Annotated in this window: 15 protein-coding genes; 11 read left to right on the plus strand and 4 right to left on the minus strand. The window is 67.2% G+C overall.

Annotated features, from left to right (window positions below; genetic code table 11):
- Positions 1–249 precede the first annotated feature (249 nt).
- Positions 250–777 (minus strand): adenine phosphoribosyltransferase, encoded by a 528-nt coding sequence (locus QZY03_RS02095; RefSeq protein WP_295577783.1) that lies wholly within the window; start codon positions 775–777, stop codon positions 250–252.
- Positions 778–797: 20 nt separating this feature from the next.
- A complete protein-coding gene (locus QZY03_RS02100; RefSeq protein WP_295577785.1) occupies positions 798–1,688 on the minus strand; it encodes an S-methyl-5'-thioadenosine phosphorylase in 891 nt (296 codons plus the stop codon).
- A 391-nt stretch (positions 1,689–2,079) separates the two neighbouring features.
- Between QZY03_RS02100 and QZY03_RS02105 the strand changes: the two genes are divergently transcribed.
- The 4 genes from QZY03_RS02105 (at position 2,080) to QZY03_RS02120 (ending at position 5,365) form a co-directional block, all read left to right on the plus strand.
- On the plus strand, positions 2,080–2,490 hold the full coding sequence (locus tag QZY03_RS02105) for an FHA domain-containing protein (RefSeq protein ID WP_295577787.1): 411 nt from the start codon (positions 2,080–2,082) through the stop codon (positions 2,488–2,490).
- Positions 2,487–3,278 carry a MotA/TolQ/ExbB proton channel family protein gene (locus tag QZY03_RS02110; RefSeq protein WP_295577790.1) on the plus strand — a complete coding sequence of 264 codons (792 nt, stop codon included), beginning with the start codon at positions 2,487–2,489 and terminating at the stop codon, positions 3,276–3,278. The genes QZY03_RS02105 and QZY03_RS02110 overlap by 4 nt, the downstream gene beginning before the upstream one ends.
- 433 nt (positions 3,279–3,711) lie before the next feature.
- Positions 3,712–4,932, plus strand: a complete 1,221-nt coding sequence (locus QZY03_RS02115; protein WP_295577792.1) for a bifunctional serine/threonine-protein kinase/formylglycine-generating enzyme family protein — start codon at positions 3,712–3,714, stop codon at positions 4,930–4,932.
- A gap of 67 nt (positions 4,933–4,999) precedes the next feature.
- The gene (locus tag QZY03_RS02120) at positions 5,000–5,365 is read left to right on the plus strand and encodes a formylglycine-generating enzyme family protein (protein WP_295577813.1); all 366 of its coding nucleotides are present in this window, start codon (positions 5,000–5,002) and stop codon (positions 5,363–5,365) included.
- A gap of 239 nt (positions 5,366–5,604) precedes the next feature.
- On the opposite strand, the gene QZY03_RS02125 is transcribed toward QZY03_RS02120, so the two are convergent.
- Both QZY03_RS02125 and QZY03_RS02130 read right to left on the minus strand, forming a co-directional pair.
- Positions 5,605–5,901, minus strand: a complete 297-nt coding sequence (locus QZY03_RS02125) for a type II toxin-antitoxin system RelE/ParE family toxin (protein ID WP_295577794.1) — start codon at positions 5,899–5,901, stop codon at positions 5,605–5,607.
- Positions 5,898–6,107, minus strand: coding sequence for an addiction module protein (locus QZY03_RS02130; protein ID WP_295577796.1), 210 nt, complete (start codon positions 6,105–6,107; stop codon positions 5,898–5,900). The genes QZY03_RS02125 and QZY03_RS02130 overlap by 4 nt, the downstream gene beginning before the upstream one ends.
- A 234-nt stretch (positions 6,108–6,341) precedes the next feature.
- Between QZY03_RS02130 and QZY03_RS02135 the strand changes: the two genes are divergently transcribed.
- The 7 genes from QZY03_RS02135 to QZY03_RS02165 all read left to right on the plus strand — a co-directional run.
- On the plus strand, positions 6,342–8,342 hold the full coding sequence (locus QZY03_RS02135; protein ID WP_295577798.1) for a bifunctional serine/threonine-protein kinase/formylglycine-generating enzyme family protein: 2,001 nt from the start codon (positions 6,342–6,344) through the stop codon (positions 8,340–8,342).
- Positions 8,343–8,669: 327 nt separating this feature from the next.
- Positions 8,670–9,887: a polysaccharide deacetylase family protein gene (locus QZY03_RS02140; RefSeq protein ID WP_295577800.1), complete on the plus strand. Its 1,218-nt coding sequence runs from the start codon at positions 8,670–8,672 to the stop codon at positions 9,885–9,887.
- A gap of 237 nt (positions 9,888–10,124) precedes the next feature.
- The gene (locus QZY03_RS02145; RefSeq protein WP_295577802.1) at positions 10,125–11,447 is read left to right on the plus strand and encodes a trypsin-like peptidase domain-containing protein; all 1,323 of its coding nucleotides are present in this window, start codon (positions 10,125–10,127) and stop codon (positions 11,445–11,447) included.
- Positions 11,444–12,169 (plus strand): protein phosphatase 2C domain-containing protein, encoded by a 726-nt coding sequence (locus QZY03_RS02150; protein WP_295577804.1) that lies wholly within the window; start codon positions 11,444–11,446, stop codon positions 12,167–12,169. The genes QZY03_RS02145 and QZY03_RS02150 overlap by 4 nt, the downstream gene beginning before the upstream one ends.
- A gap of 255 nt (positions 12,170–12,424) precedes the next feature.
- Complete coding sequence (locus QZY03_RS02155; protein WP_295577806.1) at positions 12,425–13,279, plus strand: vWA domain-containing protein; 855 nt, start codon at positions 12,425–12,427, stop codon at positions 13,277–13,279.
- A 308-nt stretch (positions 13,280–13,587) separates the two neighbouring features.
- A complete protein-coding gene (locus QZY03_RS02160; protein WP_295577808.1) occupies positions 13,588–14,166 on the plus strand; it encodes an FHA domain-containing protein in 579 nt (192 codons plus the stop codon).
- 239 nt (positions 14,167–14,405) lie between these two features.
- A partial coding sequence (locus tag QZY03_RS02165) for a protein kinase (RefSeq protein WP_295577811.1) occupies positions 14,406–14,888 on the plus strand: 483 nt, incomplete at its 3' end.

The following is a 14,888-nucleotide window of genomic DNA, read 5'->3' on the forward strand; positions in this document are numbered from 1 at the left end:
GGGTGAGCGACTTTGCGCACACGATCAACGTCGATCCGTTTGCCGTTGCCGACCGGCTCTGGACGAAAACGACGCTCGATCCAGAGGAAGAGAAATTACGCATCCCGGCCTAGGCGAGGTTTAGGGCCTTGATCATGATTCCGGCGAGTGCCCGGGCGTCGTGCACGCGACCGCTGCGTAGTCAGGGCTTCCAGCCCTGACCGTTCCAGTCCCGACGCTGCCAGGCCAGGATGGTCTGACTACGCAGGTTCAATCGCCTTCAAACTCACACAACGCGAACACTTTCTGCCCATGCTTTTCGAGCCGCCGGCGCCCGCCGAGATCGGGCAAGTCGATGACGAAGCAACACTCGACCACCGTGCCGCCCATGCTCTCGATCAGCTTGCAGGCCGCCGTGGCGGTGCCGCCGGTGGCGATCAGATCATCGACCAGCAGCACCTTCTCGCCCTGTGACACGGAATCGACATGCATCTCGATGCGATCGGTGCCGTATTCGAGGTCGTAGTCATGGCCGACGGTTTCAGCCGGCAGCTTGCCCTTCTTGCGAATCGGCACGAAGCCGACCCCCAGTTGGTACGCCAGCGCCGCGCCGATGATGAAGCCGCGCGCCTCAATGCCGGCTACCCGGTCGATCTTTTGCGCCGTATAGCGATTGACCAGCTCATTGATGGTGATGCGGAAGCCGACCGGGTCTTTGAGCAGCGTCGTGATGTCGCGAAACATCACGCCCTGCTTGGGATAATGGGGAACGGTGCGAATGCGCGACTTGATGGGCATGGATCTTTTCCGAAAAACAGTTAGCGGGGATTCAGCACGCGACCAGCCACCGCATCCAGGTGCCGGACGACCTCGGGATCGCGTGCCTCGGGCGGGGTGATCAGGGCATGTTCGAGCGCGCGGCGGCAACCGCAGGCGGCGGCGTCGGCATCGCCGTGCAGACGCGGCGCGACCTTCTTCACCAGGCCGCGGGCATTGTCGGCATTGGCCAGCAGCACTTTGACGATGGCATCGACGGTGACGTCGTCATGGTTCGGATGCCAGCAATCGAAATCAGTGACCATGGCCACTGTCGCGTAGCAGAGTTCCGCCTCCCGTGCCAGTTTGGCCTCGGGCATGTTGGTCATGCCGATGACGTCGCAGTTCCAACTGCGATAAAGCTCGGATTCGGCCAGACTGGAAAACTGCGGCCCTTCCATCACCAGATAGGTGCCGCCGCGCGCCACCTCGATGCCGGATTCACGCGCCGCCGCCTCCAGATGGTCACCAAGTCGGTGGCAGACGGGATGCGCCATCGACACATGGGCCACCAGACCGGTGCCGAAAAAGCTCTTGACGCGGTCGAAGGTGCGATCGATGAACTGGTCGACGATGACGAACATGCCGGGCCGCAGATGCTCGCGCAGCGAACCCACGGCGCTGACCGAGATCACATCGGTGGCCCCGGCGCGCTTGAGAGCGTCGATGTTGGCGCGGAAGTTGATGTCGGACGGCGGAATCCGGTGCCCGCGGCCATGGCGCGGCAGAAACACCATAGGCTGTCCGTGCAGGTCGCCGCACAGCAGTTCGTCGGAGGGTGCGCCGAAGGGCGAGTCGATGCGCTCCCAGCGTTTGTTGGTCAGCCCTTCGATGTCATAGACACCGCTGCCGCCGATGATCCCGAGCACCGGGGCGCTACCGTTGCCTGCCATTCAAATGCCTCCGAAACCTGGTTGCCAGAAGGTCGGAGAGGGTACACCATTTAACTGAACCTGGTCATCAGCGGGCGCGTCGCCGGCAGTTCCAAATTTGGTTGGCCGCCGTCGGCAGCTTGTCGGCGGCGAGGCTGAGGGTGGATGCGCTGCGCTTATCCACCCTACGAAACCGACGCCGCTGTAGGGTGGATAAGGCGCGCCGCTCGGTGTCGGGGACCTGGCACGGCGGTCGCGCGCGCCGCATCCACCAGGGGTTGCACGATGCCGCCCGAACTTGGAATAGCTGACGCGTCGCGGCGCTCATGATGGCGTTGGGGGCTCCAGGTCGCCCCAACGGCTTCGTAGCATTGGCCCCCGGTCTGTCAACGCCATCCAGGAGGAACCCCCGATGGGCGCATCCCCGACCAAACTGCTGATCGGCCGCGACCGCGATTGCGATATCGCGCTGGCGCACGAGACCGTGAGCGGCCGTCATGCGGAACTGACCTTTCTGCCCGCGGGCAAGCTCTTGCTCACGGACTGCAAGAGCCGCAACGGCACCTTTCGCCTGCTGCCGGGAGGGCGCGAGCAGCGGATCCATCAGCAACTGGTCTCGCCCATGGACCGGGTGCGGCTGGGCGAAGTGACGCTGACGGTGCGCGAGATCCTGGAGGCGGCGCGGCTCAAATACCCGCGGATACCCGACCCGCACGCCCCCGTCCAGGAGGGGCCGCCGCCGGTGCAGGGACGCCACCTGGAGCGCTGCGACTGCGGGGCCGTCAAGACCGTCGGCGCGCCCTGCCCGGAGTGCGCCCGATGAACCGGCTGTGGGACCAGCCGAACCGCCTCCTGATCCTGGGCCTGTCGCTCCTCGCGGGGGTGCTCTTCATCGGCTTGCTGAGTCTGCTGCTGCCCGCCGGCGGTCCTGCCGCGGTCGTCATCCTGGACCACAACGCCAGCCTGGCGCCGAACTCGCCCTTCGTCTATCCGTTCACGGTGCAGAACCTGATGCACCTGCTGTTCTTCGTCGGTCTGGGCGAGGTCTACTGCCGCTGGCGCATCGCCGAGCGCGAGCAGGCCATGAACCGCGAGGGCCTGCTGCCGGAGGACTACCGCGTCATCCTCCAGGAGCACGACCTGCCCGCTATCCGCGCGCGGGTCGCCGACCGTTACGACGCGGAGCACGGCTTCCTGCCGAGCTTGATCGACCTGTGCATCCTGCAATTCCGCGCCAGCCGTTCGGTCGATCAGACGGTGAGCGTCATGAACAGCAGCCTGGAACTGATCGACCACCGGCTCGACCTGCGTTACGCCATGCTGCGCTACCTGGTGTGGGTCATCCCCACCATCGGCTTCATCGGCACCGTCATCGGCATCTCGCTCGCCATGAACCTGATCGACCCCGCCGCCGACGAGCAACCCTTGGGGGATATCGCCAAGGCCCTGGGTATCAGCTTCTACACCACCCTGGTGGCCCTGGTGGAGAGTGCCATCCTGGTACTGCTGATGAACCTGGTTCAGGCACGGGAGGAATCCGCGCTGAACCGGGCCGGTCATTACACCCTCACCAACCTGATCAACCGTCTGTATGCGGGCGGACGTTTGTAACGCTTCAACAGCAAGTTGAACACAAATGGTCTGCACGGATCGGCTTGCGCTGCGCCCCGGACGATGCGTGTCCCCCGTGGGAGCGGCGTCCCGCCGCGATGCGGTGGCGTGGTGACCTCGAACGCTGCGGTGCCGCGCCCGGCCCCGTCGCGGCGGGACGCCGCTCCCCCAGGGTCGCTGTGCGGCTTTCGCGAATCCGGGTGATAATCCGCCGCACGCGCTGCCACCGCCAGGATGCACCCGATGACCGAGCCCAACGCCGACCACCTCTGCCCCGGCTGCTTTGCTGAGAAGGGCGGCGCCAATCCCTGCCCGCACTGCGGCTACGATGAACAGGCCGCACGGGCGCCGCTGCTGCCCCATCGCGCCCTGCTCAATGGGCAATTCCTGATCGGGCGGGTGCTCGGTAAGCCCGGCGGCTTCGGCATCACCTATGGAGTATTACGCCGGTCTGACGCTGGCGGACTATCTCGACCGCAAGGGCGGACGCCTGGCGGAGTCCGAGGCTCTGATGTTGATGCAACCCATCCTGGACGGCCTGCGTGCGGTCCATGCCAAGGGTTTCCTGCACCGCGACATCAAGCCCCAGAACATCTACCTGGCGCGGCTGGACGGCGGCGGGGTGCGTCCCATCCTGCTCGACTTCGGCGCCGCCCGCCAGGCCATGGGCGAGCGCAGCCGCTCACTTTCGGTCCTCGTTTCCGAGGGCTATGCTCCCTTCGAGCAATACACCCGCAAGGGCAAGCAAGGCGCCTGGACCGATGTCTACGCCGCCGGTGCGGTGCTCTACCGCATGGTCACCGGCCAGACCCCGCCGCCGGCCAACGACCGCATGGCCGGCGACGACCTGGTTCCCGCCAGCGCGCACGGGGTCTCCCAGGCACTGAGCGACGCGCTCAACCGTGCCCTGGCGTTGCAGCCCGAGAACCGCCCACTGGACGTGCCCGCCCTCCAGGCCGCCCTGTGGCCGCGCCAGACCGCGGGGCAGCCGGCTTCGCCGCCCCCGCGCGCGTCCGCACCGGCCGCACCGCCCAAGGTCGCCGCTCGCCGACCCGCGGCCAGTCGACCCCAAGTCAAGCCCAAAGGCCCCAACCGCACCGGCGCGGCCCTCGCCGGAGTCCTGGCGCTCGTCAGCGTCGGCAGCCTCTCACTCTGGGGCTTTGGACAGCGTCAGGCGTCTGATCCAGTGGACTCTAGGACTCCTGAGGCGGGTCAGCGCGGCGCAGTCCAGCAAGCCCGCGAGCCTTTTGAGCCCGAGATGATCCGAGTCCCCGCCGGCACCTTCCTGATGGGGTCACCGGCCAGCGAGCCAGAGAGGTACAGCAACGAAGGTTCCCAACACCAAGTCCAGATCCCCGCTTTTGAACTCGGCAAAACCGAGGTCACCTTCGCCCAATGGGACGCCTGCGTGGCTGCCAACGGTTGTGCGCACCGGCCTGAGGATGAAGGCTGGGGCCGCGGCACCCGTCCGGTGATCGATGTTTCCTGGCATGACGCCCAAGCGTACGTCCAATGGCTTAGCGCCAAGACCGGCAGGGCCTATCGTCTGCCGAGTGAAGCCGAATGGGAATATGCGGCGCGGGCGGGGACCAACACCCCGTTCAGTACCGGTCGCTGTAAGTACCTCAATTTAAATATTTGTAGGCCGCAATAAATGCAACGTCTTGATTTTTAAGAATTCGCATAAATAAGCGGCTCATAGCAATTGTATTGATGTACTTATCAACACCGAGCAGGCGAACTACGACGGCAACCACGATTACAACGGCTGCGGCGCCAAGACCGGGGTTTCCCATGAGAAGACTCAGCCCGTCGGCAGCTACCCCGCCAATCGCTGGGGCCTCTACGACATACACGGCAACGTCTGGGAATGGGTGCAGGACTGTTATCATGACAGTTACACCGGTGCACCGAAGGACGGATCAGAGTGGCGTGGCTCTTGCGGTGAGAGTGGGCGGCGCGTGCTGCGCGGCGGTTCATGGATCAGCCTTCCCATAGATCTCCGCTCCGCCGACCGCAGCAAGTACGTTCCCGGGCTCCGGTTCAACGTCCTCGGTTTCCGCGTGGCCAGGACGCTGACCCCTTGATCCTTTAACTTGGCCGGACGGTGCATGCGCCCCGTCCGAAACGTTCTAGCTGAAGCCAACAGCCAAGGCTTCGTCTGCGACTCCCCAAATGGACGGGACTGGGTTGCAAACCCCGTACTGCTCGGTTGCGCGGCCTAAGCCCGGTACCGATGGCCCTGTCGCGTGCCCCGCGCTGCCCGACCTGCCGGCGGGGCCGCGGTCGGTGTCGGTCGGGCTTCAGCCCGGCAGCGGCGGTCGCGCTAGAGTCTACCCATCCAGCGTCGCGGGTGGCGCTTGGCGTGCATCACCGCGAGCACAGCGACTTGCTGACCCTCGACCTGGTAGAAGACGCCGAAGGGGAACCGGCGGATCAGGGCGCGGTGCGTTTGTCGGTGGATCACGGGATACAGGTTCGGGTGCTGCGCGATGATCGACAGCGTGTTCAGGAGTTCGTCGAGGAATTCGTCTCCAAGCCCCTCGCGCTGCCCCTCGTACCAGGCCGCGGCCTCGCCGACGTCGCGCTCGGCCTCCGGCCGCAGCCGGACCTCGGCGGTCACAGCCGCCGTCTGATGTCGGCGATCACCTCGTCAGCGGGTCGCCCGGGGTTGCGATCCAGCGCGTAGGCGTCGATCCGGCGGTCGAGTTCAGCCCGCTGCTCGCTCGTCAGGGGCAGGGCGTTCTGGTCCGCGGCGATGCTGTCCCACAGGTCTTCTACCAACTGGATTCGCTCGTCGATGGGCAGTTCGAGCAATGATGGGCTCATGACGATTTCTCCAGGCGGGTATTTGCGGCGGCGGTTGAAGACAGGATACATCGAGTCCAAGGCCTCAGCGTTGGCGCCCCCTCCAAGGCTGAAGCCTTGGACTCCAGGGGCTGAGGCTGGCAGCGGCTGCTTTGGCCGGACGGGTCTGCAATCTGGGACATGGTCTCGTCCTCCTGCCAGTGTTCAAAGAGCTACAATCCCCCGCGGACCCGAACCGAAAAGAGGATAGGCGAGATGGACCCGACCCCCGACGCACTCTGTCCCGGTTGTTTCACCGATCCGGGCGGGGCGCATCCCTGTCCGCATTGCGGCTACGACGAACAGGCCGAGCGGGCGCCGCTGCTGCTGCCCCATCGCACCCTGCTCAATGGGCAATTCCTGATCGGGCGGGTGCTCGGCAAGCCCGGCGGTTTCGGCATCACCTATCTGGCCTGGGATCTGGGCCTGCACCGGCGCGTCGCCATCAAGGAATACCTGCCGCGGGAGTTGGCCGGCCGGGGCACCGACCGCGCCACCATCGCGCCGCACTCGCGCGAGGACGCCGACGCTTTCCGCTACGGTCTGGAGCAGTTTCTGGCCGAGGCGCGCACCCTGGCGCGGCTCGATCACCCCAACATCGTGCGCATCCATCAGGTCTTTGAGGCCAATGGTACCGCCTGTCTGGCGATGGAGTACTACGCCGGTCTGACGCTGGCGGACTATCTCGACCGCACGGGCGGACGCCTGGCGGAGTCCGAGGCCCTGCTGTTGATGCAGCCCATCCTCGACGGCCTGCGCGCGGTTCATGCCAAGGGTTTCCTGCACCGCGACATCAAGCCCCAGAACATCTATCTCGCGCGGCTGGACGGCGGCGGGGTGCGCCCCATCCTGCTCGACTTCGGCGCCGCCCGTCAGGCCATGGGCGAGCGCAGCCGCTCACTCTCGGTCCTCGTCTCCGAGGGCTACGCCCCCTTCGAGCAGTACACCCGCAAGGGCAAGCAAGGCGCCTGGACCGACGTCTACGCCGCCGGTGCAGTGCTCTATCGCATGGTCACCGGCCAGACCCCGCCGCCGGCCAACGACCGCATGGCCGGCGACGACCTGGTCCCCGCTGAAGCCTGCGGGGTCTCGCAGGCGCTGGGCGACGCCCTCAACCGTGCCCTGGCGTTGAAACCCGAGAACCGCCCACTGGACGTGCCCGCCCTCCAGGCCGCCCTATGGCCGCGCCAGATCGCGGGGCAGCCGGCCACGCCGCCTCCACGCGTGCCCGCACCGGCCGCATCGCCCAAAGTCGCCGCTCGCCGTCCCGCGGGCAGTCGACCCCAAGCCCAGCCCAAAGGCCCCAACCGCACCGGGGCGGTTCTTGCCGGGGCCTTGGCGCTCGTTAGCGTCGGCAGTCTCTCCCTCTGGGGCTATGGACAGCGTCAGGCGGCTGATCCAGTGGATTCCGACATTCCTGGGGTGAGCCAGCGCGGTGCAGCCCAGCAACCCCGCCAGCCCTTTGAGCCCGAGATGGTCTTAATCCCCGCCGGGACCTTCCTGATGGGGTCGCCGCCCAGCGAGCTAGAGAGGGAAGACAATGAAGGTCCGCAACATCAAGTCCAGGTTCCCGCCTTTGAACTTGGGAAAACCGAGGTCACTTTCGCCCAGTGGGACGCCTGCGTGGCCGCCAACGGTTGTACGCACCGGCCGGCGGATGAAGGCTGGGGCCGCGGCCCCCGCCCGGTGATCAATGTTTCCTGGGATGACGCCAAGGTGTACGTCCGATGGCTCAGCGCCAAGACCGGCACGGCCTATCGCTTGCCGAGCGAGGCCGAATGGGAATATGCGGTGCGGGCGGGCACCCCTACGGCCTATTTCTGGGGCGACAGGCGTGACCTGGCCTGCGCCTATGCCAACGGCCATGACGAGACCAGCAAACGGATGAATACAGGCCACACGTTGGAGCATCTGAAATGCGACGATGGCGCCGCCAAGACGGCCCAGGTGGGCATGTATCGGCCCAACGACTTCGGTTTGTACGATATGTCCGGTAATGTGTACGAGTGGACACAAGACTGCTGGAACAACAGCTACCAGGGGGCTCCGATAGATGGTAACGCGTGGCTGAACGGAGATTGTACGCGGCGCGTGCTCCGCGGCGGGTCTTGGGGCTACGCCCCCTGGATCCTGCGCTCGGCCTACCGCCTCAGTTGCGTCACCGGCGACCGGAGCATCGACCTCGGTTTTCGCGTGGCCAGGACGCTTACCCCTTAATCCTTCGCTCCTTCACCTCTTGGATGTCCAGGGCGGTATCCCCTGCCAGCAGTTCCAAATTTGGGTGGCCGCCGCCAATAGCGTGTCGGCCGCGAGGCTGATGGTGGATGCGCTGCGCTTATCCACCCTACAAAAAAATGGACTCTTTTGTAGGGTGGATAAGGCGCGCCCCTTGGTGTCAGGGACCTGGCACGGCGGTCGCGCGCCGCATCCACCAGGGTTCTGCAAAAGTTATCGTGGTCTGGTGCCCATGGCGCCCCGCGATGGGGTCTGGCGTATCGAGCGTTTCGGCGGCCTGAAGCGTCAATGAGGAGAGAGACAATCAGCATGGCAAGCACATTGACGCGGACGCTGATCCTGGTCCTGGCTGTCGGGTGGGGGAGCGTTCCGGCGGCGGATGTCCCGAGCGTCGCGGCTGAGCCCATCGCGCCCATCCCCGCGGCGCTGGAGTCTCCGCTCATCAAGGCCCTGCCCCCGCGCGCGGGTCAGTCCTTGGACCTGACTATCCAGCCCGCCGCGCCCGCGCTCCCGGTCGAGGCCCCGGCCGCGCCTCCGGCCGATGCGCTGCCGCCGCCCGGCGCGCGGGACAGCGCGGCTGCCGCTGAGTCCATCTCCGGACCGGGTTCGGCGGCACTCCTCGACGCCTGCTGGACCCCGGAGCAACTCAAGGGGCGCCCCGGCGAGCGCAAGATCCGGCAACAGCGGCCCGCGGACCACAGCCCGCCGGAGCGGCTGACCCCGACGCATCCCGATCGCGCGCTGGGTCCCGCGTTCGCCCGGTCATTGCGCTCGGTCGCACCCTTCAACGGCGAGCCGCTGGTCGCCCTGACCTTCGACCTGTGCGAACAGGCCAGCGACGTCACCGGCTACGACGGCGCGCTGGTGGATTTCCTGCGCGCCGAGAAGGTCAAGGCGACCTTCTACGCCGGGGGCAAATGGATGCGCTCGCACCCCGAGCGCACCCTGCAATTGATGGCGGACCCCCTGTTTGAACTCGGCAACCACGCCTGGACCCACGGCAATCTGCGCGTGCTCGGGGGCCGGGAACTGGAGGAGCAGATTCAGTGGACCCAGGCCGAATATGAATTGCTGCGCGAGGACCTGCTCGCCCGTCCCTGCGCCCATCCGTTCGCCGCCGAGGCGCACGACAGCATCCCTGTGCTGCCGCGGACCTTGCGCTTTCCCTACGGGACCTGCAGCGCCGCGGCGCTCGATGCGGTGGCCGCCGCCGGTCTCTATCCGGTGCAATGGAGCATCGTCACCGGCGACCCCGCGGCCGGCCAGTCCGCGGCGCAGATCGTCAAGGGTGTGCTGGCGAGCCTCAAGCCCGGGGCCATCGTCATCGCCCACGGCAACGGCCGCGGGTGGCACACCGCCGAGGCACTCACGACCCTGATCCCCGCCATCCGCAAGCGCGGTTACCGGTTCGTCACCGTCAGCGAACTGATCGCCGCCGGCACCCCGCATCTGGTCGATGAATGCTATGAGGTCAAACCCGGCGACAACCGCCGTTATGACAAGCTGTTCGGTAAGGGAACCGAGTAGGTCCACCGACCCCCTGGTGCCGCATACTGTTGGGCGACCATCGGTCGACGGGGTAATCTCAGCAATTCCAAGTTTGGGCGGCATCGCGCGACCCCTGGTGGATGCGGCGCGCGCGACCGACGTGCCGGGTCCCTGACACCGAGCGGCGCGCCTTATCCACCCTACAGCTCATCCCGTTGGGCGACCATCGGTCGACGGGGTATTCTCGTTCAACCTGCAACCCGGATCGGTGCCCGCATGGCGATCGACTTGGACCACTCCCGCGGCGGCGTTTCCCGCCGGCCGCGTCACGGCGCGCGCGGCATCCTCAGCCTGCTCGGTGCGCTCCTGTGCGTTCCCGCGGCGGCCGACGATGCCGTCCGCGAGCGGATGGACGCGGCCACCGTGCGCGTGCTCTGCATGGCGTCCGCGGGCGATCGGCTCGGCACCGGGTCCGGCTTCGTGGTGGGCAACGGCAGCCATGTCGTCACCAATTGGCACGTGGTGGCCTGTACCGCGGAGGGCGGCGCCGCGGCCGTGCTGTTGGCGGCCGACCGGGAGCACCTGATCCCGGCGCGGGTGCTGTCCTATGATGAACACCGTGACCTGGCCGTGCTCCAGACCGACCGGGGCCTGGACCGCCCGGCCGTGCACTTCGCCCCGATCGCCAGTGTGCGCAAGCTCGACCGGGTGGTCGCCTACGGCTTCCCGGGCGCGGCGGATGATTCCAGCGGTGCCGATATGGCCGACCCCAGCGTGACCAGCGGCGTGGTGAGCCGCATCTACCCGCGGCCGGCCGCTCCGGAGTTGCCCCGCCTGATTCAGACCGATGCGGCCATCAACCCCGGCAACTCGGGCGGACCCTTGTACGATGCCTTCGGCCGGGTGATCGGGGTCAATACGCAAAAGGCGCTGACGGTGGTCGAGACCCGCGACGCGGCCGGCGCGCGCGCCGAGGGGCGGGTGCCGATCGGCGAGGGCATTGGGTGGGCGGTGGCGAGTGATGAGGTCCTGCCGTTCCTGGAGCGCCTAGGGATTCCGTTCCGGGTGGAGCCTGACCGGGTGGGCGCGTTCGGTTCATTGTGGCACCGTGAACCCCTGGTGGCGGCGCTGCTCACCGGGCTCCTGGCCCTGTCGATGGCCGGGGTGATGCTGGCCGCTTCCCGACGCGGTCGGGCGGTGGTGCGCGAGCGCGTGACCCGCGTCTTGGGTGGGCCGAGCCCCCGGCCAGCCGCGTCAGCAGCGCCCGCCGCCACGCTCCGCACGCCGAGCCTGCGCGGCCTCGCCGGACCCTACGTCGGCACGACCCTGCCCATCGCCGGTGACGGCATCGCCATCGGCCGCGACCCGGCCCTGGCGCAACTGGTGATTCCGCTGACCTTTGCCCAGGTCAGCAAACGCCACGCCCTGGTCGGCTACGATGTGTCCCGCCGGGCCTTTACCTTGGAGGACTGCTGGTCGACCCAGGGCACCTACGTCAACGGCGCACCCGTGCCCGCGGGCCAGTGTGTGACCCTGAACCCCGGCGACCGCTTCCACCTGGCGACGCCCGCGGTGGCCTTCGAGGTCCTGCTGACATGAGCGCATTGACCTTGCACACGGCGACCTTGAGCAGCGCCGGCGGGCGTGCCGACAACCAGGACGTCTGCGCCTGGCGCGACGGCTGCTGGGTGCTCGCGGATGGGCTGGGCGGCCATGCGGGCGGGGCGGTGGCCGCGCGTATCGCGGTGGATCACATGCTTGCTGCACTGACCGGGGCGCCGCTGCCGACCGACGCGGCCCTGACCCAGGCGATCACCGGCGCCCACCAGGCCATCCAGGAGCAGCAGGCCCGCGACCCCCGGCTGGAGCGGATGCGCACGACCCTGGTGGTGCTTTGCAGCGACGGTGAACGTGCGCTCTGGGCCCATGTCGGCGACAGTCGGCTCTATCACTTTCGCGGCGGTCGCCTGCACTTTCAGACCGCCGACCACAGTGTGCCCCAGGTGCTGGCGCGCGCCGGGGAGATTCGCGCGGACGAGATTCGCTTCCACGAGGACCGCAACCGCCTCCTGCGCACCCTGGGCAACGCGGACGCCGTGCGTCCCACGGTGCTGGAGAGCCCGCTGGCCCTGGCGCGCGGCGATGCCTTTCTGCTCTGCACGGACGGCTTCTGGGAGTACGTCACCGAGCCCGAGATGGAGGTGACGCTGGCCAAGAGCGCGGACCCGGACACCTGGCTGCACGCCCTGGCCGTCCGCCTGCTGGCGCGGGCCGAACCGGGCAACGACAACTACACGGCCACCGCCGTGTTCGTGACCTGACCCGGACCAGGCCCGTAGATTGGACAAGCACGTAGGGTGGACAAGCGTAGCGCAGTCCACCCGATTCCCAGATTCCGCGCGGCAGCAACCAGGCCTTGATCGTGATCCCGGCCGACGGCGTGCGTTGTCAGGGCTTCCAGCCCTGACGGTGTCAGGCCAGGATGGCCTGACGACGCACCCGGCAAGCCCAAGTGGCCGGAATCTTGATCGAGGTCCGCAATCATGACCAAGGCCGCCTGACCAAGGAGCAGCACCGTGCGCCGCCGCAACCGCGAAATCAACATCTTCAACCTGTCGATGCTCGACGTGATCGCCGGGGCCATGGCCGCCTTTCTGATCATCATGATCGTGCTCATGCCCTATTACCGCAAAGAGCATGTCGACTATCAGGCGATGCTGGCGCAACTGCGGGCGCAAGTGGCGGCGGCCGAAGCCGCTGCCGCAGACGCCGACGCGGCCCTCAGCGCCGCCCGGGCCGAGGCCGAGACCGCCCGGGCGGCGGAGCGCGCGGCGCGGTCTGAGGCAAATGCGCTGCGTCCGCGCGATCTCGATTTGGTCATCGTGCTGGACAGCACCGGGAGCATGGGGGAGGAAATCGCCAGTTTGCGGGCCGACGCCAAGGGGCTGGTGCGGATCTTGAGTGAGCTCAGCAAGACGCTGCGGGTGGGCGTGGTCGCCTATCGCGACCGCGGGTCCGACGAGGCCTATCTGACCCAGGTCGCCCCCTTGAGCCCGATGACGGGCGGCGGGCTGGCGGAGCTCGAACGCTTTCTGGACGCCCTGGGCGCGGACGGCGGCGGGGATGCCCCGGAGGCGGTGGACGCCGGACTCGCGCAGGCCCTGGCCCAGCCCTGGAACCTGGCCGCCGACGGCATCATCGTGGTGATTGGCGATGCGCCTGCGCATCCCGACACCATCGATGACACCTTCCGCCTGGCGCGTGAGTTCGCGGCGCGGTCCAGCCGATTCCGGGTGTCGACCATCGCCCAGGGTCCGGCCGAACCCTATTTTCGCGCCCTGGCCGAGCAGGGCAACGGGGTCTTCATCTCCGGTGCCACGGCCTTGCTGGAGAACATCATTGTGTCGATCTTCAAACGGGAGGGCGAGTAACCGAGCAATGGCCTGAGGGCTGAGCAGCAATTCCAAATTCCGGTAGCATCGCGCGACCCCTGGTGGATGCGGCGCGCGCGACCGCCGTGCCAGGTCCCTGACACCGAGCGGCGCGCCTTATCCACCCTACAGCGGTGCCGGTTTTGTAGGGTGGATAAGCGCAGCGCATCCACCATCCGCCTCGCCGCCGACACGCTGCCGGCGGCGGCCACCCAAATTCGGGACTGCCGAGAAAAGGCGCCTTTCTTCCTCACCGCCGATTCCCTAGAATCCGCAAGAGAACCCGCGCGGCACCACGGAGCAACAGCATGGCCATGAAATCCTGCGGCAAAGGACATTTCTACGACGACGGCACCCATTCCACCTGCCCCTACTGCGGTGTGTCGATCGAACTTGGGGAAACCGTAGGCCGGTTGGAACCGGCGCCCGCCGCCGAGGACTTCCCCAGAACCCGGGCCGCCGGCAGCCGCGCCACCCCGCGGGGTGACCCCGAGGAAACCGTGGGCATCTTCAAGAAGCGCCTCGGCATCGACCCGGTGGTCGGCTGGCTGGTCTGCATCGAGGGGCCGGACCAGGGCCGCGACTACCGCATTCACGGCGAACGCAACTTCATCGGCCGCGCCCCGACCATGGATATCGCCATCGCCGGGGATACCAGCATCAGCCGCGAGAACCACGCCGTCATCAGCTACAACCCCAAGCGTCACACCTTCTACATCGCCCCCGGCGACGGCCGCGGTCTCACCTATCTCAACGACGACGAACTCCTCGCCGCCGCGCCGCTGGCCCCCTACGACACCATCGAGATCGGCGCGAGCAAGCTGCTGTTCGTGCCCTTCTGCGGCGAGCGCTTCACCTGGCCGGTCGCTCCGCCCGCCGCGGGCTGAGTCCGCAGGGTGGACAAGCGCAGCGCCGTCCACTAGCGACGCCAACCAATGCATCACCCTAGAAAGAGCAGTTGCACCACAAAGACACAAAGGACACAAAGGATTTCAATGTGTTGCGTTGAAATGGTGGATCACCAGCCAGGTGAGGTGCACCATGACAATAACCCATTGTCTTTCTTTGTGATCTTCGTGCCTTTGTGGTGCGAACTGCCGAGTTTAAGATCACGAGTGACCGCGGCATGACGACCCCGAACCCGGCGACCCTCTGCCCCGGCTGCTTCAAGGAGACCGGCGGGGGCAATCCGTGCCCCCACTGCGGCTTCGACGCGCAGGCGCCGCGCCCGGCCAAGACTCTGGCACCGCACACCCTGCTGCACGGCCAGTTCCTCGTCGGCCGGGTGCTCGGCAAGCCCGGCGGTTTCGGCATCACCTATCTCGGCTGGGATCTGGGACTGCACCGGCGGGTCGCGATCAAGGAATTCTTTCCGCGCGACATCGCCGGGCGCGACACCGACCGCACCACCGTCACCCCCGACTCGACCGACGATGCGGAGGGCTTCCGGTACGGCCTGGAGCAGTTCCAGGCCGAGGCCCGCACCCTGGCCCGGCTCGACCATCCCAATATCGTGCGCATCCACCAGGTCCTCGCCGCCCACGGCACCGCCTATCTGGTGATGGAGTATTACCCAGGGCTGACGCTCGCCGAGCACCTGGACCGCCAA

The sequence above is a fragment of the uncultured Lamprocystis sp. genome, from assembly GCF_903933125.1.
Lineage (GTDB): Bacteria > Pseudomonadota > Gammaproteobacteria > Chromatiales > Chromatiaceae > Thiodictyon.

Bases quoted from the DNA above. Each gene is read 5' to 3' on its own strand.
- QZY03_RS02095 (WP_295577783.1), bottom strand. From the start codon at position 777: ATGCCCATCAAGTCGCGCATTCGCACCGTTCCCCATTATCCCAAGCAG.
- QZY03_RS02100 (WP_295577785.1), bottom strand. From the start codon at position 1,688: ATGGCAGGCAACGGTAGCGCCCCGGTGCTCGGGATCATCGGCGGCAGC.
- QZY03_RS02105 (WP_295577787.1), top strand. From the start codon at position 2,080: ATGGGCGCATCCCCGACCAAACTGCTGATCGGCCGCGACCGCGATTGC.
- QZY03_RS02110 (WP_295577790.1), top strand. From the start codon at position 2,487: ATGAACCGGCTGTGGGACCAGCCGAACCGCCTCCTGATCCTGGGCCTG.
- QZY03_RS02115 (WP_295577792.1), top strand. From the start codon at position 3,712: ATGGAGTATTACGCCGGTCTGACGCTGGCGGACTATCTCGACCGCAAG.
- QZY03_RS02130 (WP_295577796.1), bottom strand. From the start codon at position 6,107: ATGAGCCCATCATTGCTCGAACTGCCCATCGACGAGCGAATCCAGTTG.
- QZY03_RS02135 (WP_295577798.1), top strand. From the start codon at position 6,342: ATGGACCCGACCCCCGACGCACTCTGTCCCGGTTGTTTCACCGATCCG.
- QZY03_RS02140 (WP_295577800.1), top strand. From the start codon at position 8,670: ATGGCAAGCACATTGACGCGGACGCTGATCCTGGTCCTGGCTGTCGGG.
- QZY03_RS02145 (WP_295577802.1), top strand. From the start codon at position 10,125: ATGGCGATCGACTTGGACCACTCCCGCGGCGGCGTTTCCCGCCGGCCG.
- QZY03_RS02150 (WP_295577804.1), top strand. From the start codon at position 11,444: ATGAGCGCATTGACCTTGCACACGGCGACCTTGAGCAGCGCCGGCGGG.
- QZY03_RS02160 (WP_295577808.1), top strand. From the start codon at position 13,588: ATGGCCATGAAATCCTGCGGCAAAGGACATTTCTACGACGACGGCACC.